The 621-nt window shown below is 50.3% G+C and carries 2 protein-coding genes; both read right to left on the bottom strand.

Going from position 1 to position 621, the window contains the following annotated elements; genetic code table 11:
* Window positions 1-313 (bottom strand): hypothetical protein (locus AC1DRJ_RS31550; RefSeq protein WP_477805549.1); only part of this gene is annotated, 313 nt, incomplete at its 3' end.
* On the bottom strand, window positions 292-621 hold a 330-nt coding region (locus AC1DRJ_RS31545), incomplete at its 5' end, for a DUF6957 family protein (RefSeq protein ID WP_477805548.1). The genes AC1DRJ_RS31545 and AC1DRJ_RS31550, both read right to left, overlap by 22 nt.

The raw sequence follows: 621 nt of genomic DNA, 5'->3' as shown, positions 1-621 counted from the left end.
GTCCAACGCCTCGCAAAAAGCTGCCAATGATGTAATTGCCATCTTGTGTTTCGAGCAGCCAGAAACGCCCTTCTTTCCGTACGGTGTGAATTTTTCCGGTTCGAAGGATGGCTCCATCTGCTTTGCGGTATCCCTCGTGTTTTTCTGCGTGGTCAAAAGAAACGCCCGCACACGTATCCTCGGCGATGAATGCATCACTGATAAAAGCAGTAATCGCCACGCTGTATTTACGGTGGTTTGCTCGCACTAAGCGACTCAGCTGAAAGTCACTCACATCCTTACCGTGAAGCTCTACTTCGATTGCATCAGGCATCCGACCAAACCTCCAAAATCAATCACTATATGTTTGCGCTGCCATAGCTCACCCAGCAGACATCGAAAACGCGGTAGCCACGCTRGCCTCTTTCCTTTTGCCAGCACCGGAGAGCAAGTAAACGGTATTTTGGTTTCAAACATACAGCCTTCGGTGAACGATTTTCCAAAGTAGCTGCGTGCCCACATGCTCGGCTCGAATCGGCCGGTGCTGTGCAGAACTACCTCATGAGCGAAAAGTGTCGCAGGAAGCAGTCCGTGTTTCGTCAGTTTTTCCTTCTCATCAGGCGTCACGATAAGGTCGATCAG

The sequence above is a fragment of the Pseudomonas sp. P5_B2 genome (assembly GCF_056400445.1).
The sequence above is the reverse complement of the archived record's forward strand: the minus strand, read 5'-3'. Positions and strand labels throughout refer to the sequence as shown.